The organism is Citrobacter sp. Cpo040, assembly GCF_030332915.1.
In the GTDB taxonomy this organism is placed as follows: Bacteria; Pseudomonadota; Gammaproteobacteria; order Enterobacterales; family Enterobacteriaceae; genus Citrobacter; species Citrobacter portucalensis.
In genome coordinates, this window is record NZ_JAOWGX010000031.1 from 1 (window position 1) to 5175 (window position 5175).

Below are 5175 nucleotides of genomic sequence, written 5' to 3' on the forward strand. Positions count from 1 at the left end.
GGGTGGATCAGGGTAACAACCATTTTGATGTTGTCGCCCGGCATTACCATCTCTACGCCTTCTGGCAGTTCGATGGTACCAGTCACGTCAGTAGTACGGAAGTAGAACTGCGGACGGTAGCCTTTGAAGAACGGAGTATGACGGCCGCCTTCGTCTTTGGACAGAATGTACACTTCAGATTCGAACTTGGTGTGCGGCTTGATAGAGCCCGGCTTAGCCAGTACCTGACCACGTTCGATTTCTTCACGTTTGATACCACGCAGCAGAACACCAACGTTCTCACCAGCACGGCCTTCGTCCAGCAGTTTGCGGAACATTTCAACGCCAGTACAGGTAGACTTAGCAGTCTCTTTGATACCAACGATTTCAACTTCTTCACCAACTTTGATGATACCGCGCTCTACACGACCGGTAACAACGGTACCACGACCGGAGATGGAGAATACGTCTTCGATAGGCAGCAGGAACGGCTTGTCAATCGCACGCTCTGGTTCTGGGATGTAAGAATCCAGGAAGCCAGCCAGTTCGATGATTTTCGCTTCCCACTCTGCTTCGCCTTCCAGCGCTTTCAGAGCAGAACCACGAACGATCGGAGTGTCGTCGCCCGGGAAATCGTACTGAGACAGAAGTTCACGAACTTCCATTTCTACCAGTTCCAGCAGCTCTTCGTCATCAACCATGTCGCATTTGTTCAGGAACACGATGATGTACGGAACGCCTACCTGACGACCCAGCAGGATGTGCTCACGAGTCTGCGGCATCGGGCCGTCAGTCGCAGCAACAACCAGGATCGCGCCGTCCATCTGCGCAGCACCGGTGATCATGTTTTTAACATAGTCGGCGTGGCCCGGGCAGTCTACGTGTGCGTAGTGGCGAGTCGGGGTGTCATATTCAACGTGAGAAGTGTTGATGGTGATACCACGAGCTTTTTCTTCCGGCGCGTTATCGATCTGGTCGAATGCGCGAGCAGCACCGCCGTAGGTTTTAGCCAGAACGGTAGTGATTGCAGCGGTCAGCGTTGTTTTACCATGGTCAACGTGGCCGATAGTACCGACGTTAACGTGCGGTTTAGTACGTTCAAATTTTTCTTTAGACATCGATTGTCCCTCTAAGACACGGATAAATCGGTGATATCACCACATCAACCAGGCAATATACCTGAGCTGTTGAATGCTTTTAAAAGTAAACAGAGAGAAACGGGAAGGAGAAGTGAAGTGGTGCTGATACCCAGAGTCGAACTGGGGACCTCACCCTTACCAAGGGTGCGCTCTACCAACTGAGCCATATCAGCACGTCTGGAGCGGGCAGCGGGAATCGAACCCGCATCATCAGCTTGGAAGGCTGAGGTAATAGCCATTATACGATGCCCGCATCCTGAAACTCGGCTACCCAGTTCTTTCTGCAACAAAAAAGAGATTTCTCTCTTTTCTGTTCGAGCTGATTAATTTTTTAATCAACTCAGGCGGCGATAACGCTGCCAGAAAGTGGTGGTGGGGGAAGGATTCGAACCTTCGAAGTCTGTGACGGCAGATTTACAGTCTGCTCCCTTTGGCCGCTCGGGAACCCCACCGGACTTGATGGTGCCGACTACCGGAATCGAACTGGTGACCTACTGATTACAAGTCAGTTGCTCTACCTACTGAGCTAAGTCGGCATCAAGTAGCGCGCATTTTATGGAGACACGCGCACTCATGCAACTAAAAAATTGCATAAAATGTTCTATCGCTCACATTTTGCACTATACGACCGATAAATAATCTATTTCCTCTTTGGATTGGACAAATTTCCAACGTCACGTGCCTCCTCTGGGAGGAATTTTGCTCCGGCAGGTACGCTTTGATAGAGAGAAAGCACATCTTTATACATCTGGAATACCCGTCACATTGCATTTCAGAGGATGATTTTTTCTTATTATTCCCCCCCATCTGGTGTTACCCTCCTGCCCATTGTCCAAATTAACTGAAATGTGCGTGCCATTGCGTACCGGGATGATTTCGTTTTTTACCGCAGACCTGATATAGCAATGACAGCCAGACCATGCGTATGAGTATAAAAGAGCAAGCGTTAACGTCGCCTTACCTACAGTTTGATCGCAACCAGTGGGCTGCGCTTCGTGATTCCGTGCCGATGACCCTGACCGAGGAAGAGATTGCTCGTCTTAAAGGCATTAACGAAGACTTATCGCTGGAAGAAGTTGCCGAGATTTATTTGCCTCTCTCGCGTTTGCTAAACTTTTACATCAGTTCGAACCTGCGACGTCAGGCCGTGCTGGAGCAATTTTTAGGCACGAATGGCGAGCGTATTCCTTATATTATTAGCATTGCTGGCAGCGTCGCCGTCGGTAAAAGTACGACTGCGCGTGTTTTGCAGGCTTTGCTCAGTCGCTGGCCCGAGCATCGCAAGGTTGAGTTGATTACTACCGATGGCTTTCTCCACCCTAACCAGGTATTGAAAGATCGTGGACTGATGAAGAAGAAAGGCTTCCCCCAGTCCTATGATATGCATCGCTTGGTTAAATTCGTTTCCGATCTGAAATCAGGCGTACCTAACGTCACGGCGCCGGTCTATTCCCATCTCATCTATGATGTGATCCCTGATGGCGACAAAACCGTTGCCCAGCCCGACATATTAATACTCGAAGGGCTAAATGTATTACAAAGCGGGATGGACTATCCTCACGATCCGCATCATGTATTTGTTTCTGACTTTGTCGACTTTTCTATTTATGTTGATGCGCCAGAAGAATTACTCCAGACGTGGTATATCAACCGTTTCCTGAAATTCCGTGAAGGGGCGTTTACCAACCCGGACTCTTATTTCCATAACTATGCAAAATTATCAGAAGATGAGGCTATCAACACCGCCACATCGTTATGGAAAGAGATTAACTGGCTGAATTTAAAACAAAATATATTACCAACGCGTGAGCGAGCAAGCTTAATCATGACGAAAAGTGCCAATCATGCCGTTGAGCAAGTCAGGTTGAGAAAATAAATAAAAAAGGGGAGCAACAGCTCCCCTTCTTATTACTCAGCGCTTCTTAGCGATATTTCTCCACCCATCCAGGGTTTGATCTCGCCATTTTGTTCAAGCAATAATGCACCTTGCGCGTCTATTCCGCGAGAGATGCCAAATATTTCTTTATCGCCAATAATAAGTTTGACCGGGCGGTCGATAAAGTTATCCAGTCTCTTCCAGCGAGACAGATACGGCGCTAAACCTTCGTGCTCAAAGAGCACTAACGCAGCACGCAACTCACGTATCAGTCGGGCAGCAAGGGTATTGCGATCAATGTTAATGCCCGCTTCCTGCAAGTTAATCCAGCCTTGATTAACCACATTTTCTTCAACCCGGCGCATGGACATATTAATACCCGCACCGATAACAATCTGCGCGGCATCCCCTGTCTTACCGGTCAGTTCAACCAGGATCCCTGCCAGCTTACGGTCGAGCAAATAGAGGTCGTTGGGCCATTTTACACGTACCTTCTCTGCGCCCAGATCGCGTAAAACCTCAGCCATGACGATACCAATAACCAGACTCAGGCCAATCGCGGCAGCCGGTCCTTGTTCCAGCCGCCAGAACATTGAAAGGTACAGGTTGGCACCAAACGGTGAAAACCATTTGCGACCACGGCGGCCGCGCCCGGCTTGCTGATATTCAGCGACACAGGCATCCCCTGACTCCAGTTGACCTATTCGGTCCATCAGGTACTGATTGGTTGAGTCGATAACCGGCAGGACTGTGATATTTCCACCATCCAGTTGAGAATGAATAAGTGAGGCATCTAATAGTTGGATAGGTTCCGGTAAGCTGTATCCTTTACCTGGAACAGTAAAGACATCAACCCCCCAGTCGCGTAACGTCTGGACATGCTTATTGATTGCGGCACGGCTCATTCCCAACTTTTCACCGAGCTGCTCACCAGAATGAAATTCGCCATCAGCGAGTAATGAAATAAGCGTCAGAGGGACGGTATTATCCTTCATGCAATGATCTCCACAGCATTCATTTCACCCTGCGGGCCAATAAATCGGACCTCTGGTTCGAGCCAGACATTAAATTTCTCACCGACTTTTTGACGTACATGATGTGCAAGTTGCACCACATCCTGACTCGTCGCATTATCTGCATTGATCAGCACCAGAGCCTGCTGTTGATGTACCGCTGCGCCACCAATGCGCATGCCTTTTAGCTGACACTGATCGATAAGCCAGCCGGCTGCCAGTTTCACAGAACCATCAGCCTGCGGGTAATGAGGTGCTGTTGGGAATTTTGCCAGGAGCTCCTGCGCAATCTCTGCGGTGACAACCGGGTTTTTAAAGAAGCTTCCTGCATTACCGTTTACTTTCGGATCGGGCAGTTTTGTCGTGCGCATATGGCAGACAGAATCAAAAACCTGCTGAGGCGTCACCGTTGTAGGATCCAGGCGCGTCAGATCGCCATAGGTCAGTACCGGATGCCACTGTTTAGACAAGCGTAAACCAACAGCAATAATTGCGAAGCGATCCTGGTATTCATGTTTGAAGATGCTGTCACGATAACCAAAGCGACATTCTGCTGCACCAACGCGCAGATGTTTGCCAGTCGACAGCTCAACGCAGTCTACGTATTCGCAGACGCGCTGTAGCTCTACGCCATAGGCACCAATATTCTGGATTGGCGATGAACCCACGCAGCCTGGGATAAGCGCCAGATTTTCCAGCCCAGGCATACCAAGCTGCAACGTATGCTGGACCAGATGATGCCAGTTTTCACCCGCACCTACGTGCAAATGCCACGCATCAGGTTGTTCTGTAATCTCAATACCCTTAATACGATTGACGATCACCGTACCCTGGAAGGCATCAAGAAACAGGACGTTGCTCCCTTCGCCCAGGATCAGTACTGGATGATGCGATGCATTGGCTGATTGCCAGGCATTCAGTAATTGTTGTTCATTTTCGGCGCAGACAAGTTCATTTGTTTGCTGATCGATACCGAAGGTGTTCCAGGCTTTAAGGGAGTGATTCATAGACGCTTTCCTGATGCAAAATCGCGCCTAGTTTACCGCATATACCGCAGGATGGCTTGTGTTATGGAGGCTCAGGATATTGCTTTGCACCCGATGGTGCGGTGTTGTGATGTGCCTGATGCGCTGCGCTTATCAGGCCTACAAAATACGTTCAGCCCGGC

General features: G+C 49.4%; 4 protein-coding genes, 4 tRNA genes and 1 pseudogene. 2 read left to right on the forward strand and 7 right to left on the reverse strand.

Features of this window, described 5'->3' with window-relative positions; genetic code table 11:
* The 5 genes from tuf to OGX86_RS02275 form a co-directional block, all read right to left on the reverse strand.
* Positions 1 to 1097 (reverse strand): elongation factor Tu (gene tuf, locus OGX86_RS02255; RefSeq protein WP_118262821.1); only part of this gene is annotated, 1097 nt, incomplete at its 3' end.
* Positions 1098 to 1215: 118 nt separating this feature from the next.
* A tRNA-Thr gene (locus OGX86_RS02260) sits at positions 1216 to 1291 on the reverse strand.
* A gap of 5 nt (positions 1292 to 1296) precedes the next feature.
* Positions 1297 to 1371 (reverse strand) — tRNA-Gly (locus OGX86_RS02265).
* 114 nt (positions 1372 to 1485) lie between these two features.
* A tRNA-Tyr gene (locus OGX86_RS02270) sits at positions 1486 to 1570 on the reverse strand.
* A gap of 8 nt (positions 1571 to 1578) precedes the next feature.
* Positions 1579 to 1654, reverse strand: a tRNA-Thr gene (locus OGX86_RS02275).
* 19 nt (positions 1655 to 1673) lie between these two features.
* Between OGX86_RS02275 and OGX86_RS02280 the strand changes: the two are divergent.
* Positions 1674 to 1754, forward strand: a pseudogene (locus OGX86_RS02280) (hypothetical protein); the annotation flags it as partial.
* Between the two features lie 289 nt (positions 1755 to 2043).
* Positions 2044 to 2994: a type I pantothenate kinase gene (gene coaA, locus OGX86_RS02285; RefSeq protein WP_003031107.1), complete on the forward strand. Its 951-nt coding sequence runs from the start codon at positions 2044 to 2046 to the stop codon at positions 2992 to 2994.
* A gap of 32 nt (positions 2995 to 3026) precedes the next feature.
* Here the strand turns inward: coaA and birA are convergent, their stop codons facing one another.
* A complete protein-coding gene (gene birA / locus OGX86_RS02290; protein WP_003826969.1) occupies positions 3027 to 3989 on the reverse strand; it encodes a bifunctional biotin--[acetyl-CoA-carboxylase] ligase/biotin operon repressor BirA in 963 nt (320 codons plus the stop codon).
* Complete coding sequence (murB, locus tag OGX86_RS02295; protein WP_048215164.1) at positions 3986 to 5014, reverse strand: UDP-N-acetylmuramate dehydrogenase; 1029 nt, start codon at positions 5012 to 5014, stop codon at positions 3986 to 3988. Before murB ends, birA begins: the two co-directional genes overlap by 4 nt.
* Positions 5015 to 5175 lie beyond the last annotated feature (161 nt).

Excerpts from the sequence above, each read along its gene's own strand:
- coaA (WP_003031107.1), top strand. The coding sequence starts at position 2,044 with ATGAGTATAAAAGAGCAAGCGTTAACGTCGCCTTACCTACAGTTTGAT.
- birA (WP_003826969.1), bottom strand. The coding sequence starts at position 3,989 with ATGAAGGATAATACCGTCCCTCTGACGCTTATTTCATTACTCGCTGAT.
- murB (WP_048215164.1), bottom strand. The coding sequence starts at position 5,014 with ATGAATCACTCCCTTAAAGCCTGGAACACCTTCGGTATCGATCAGCAA.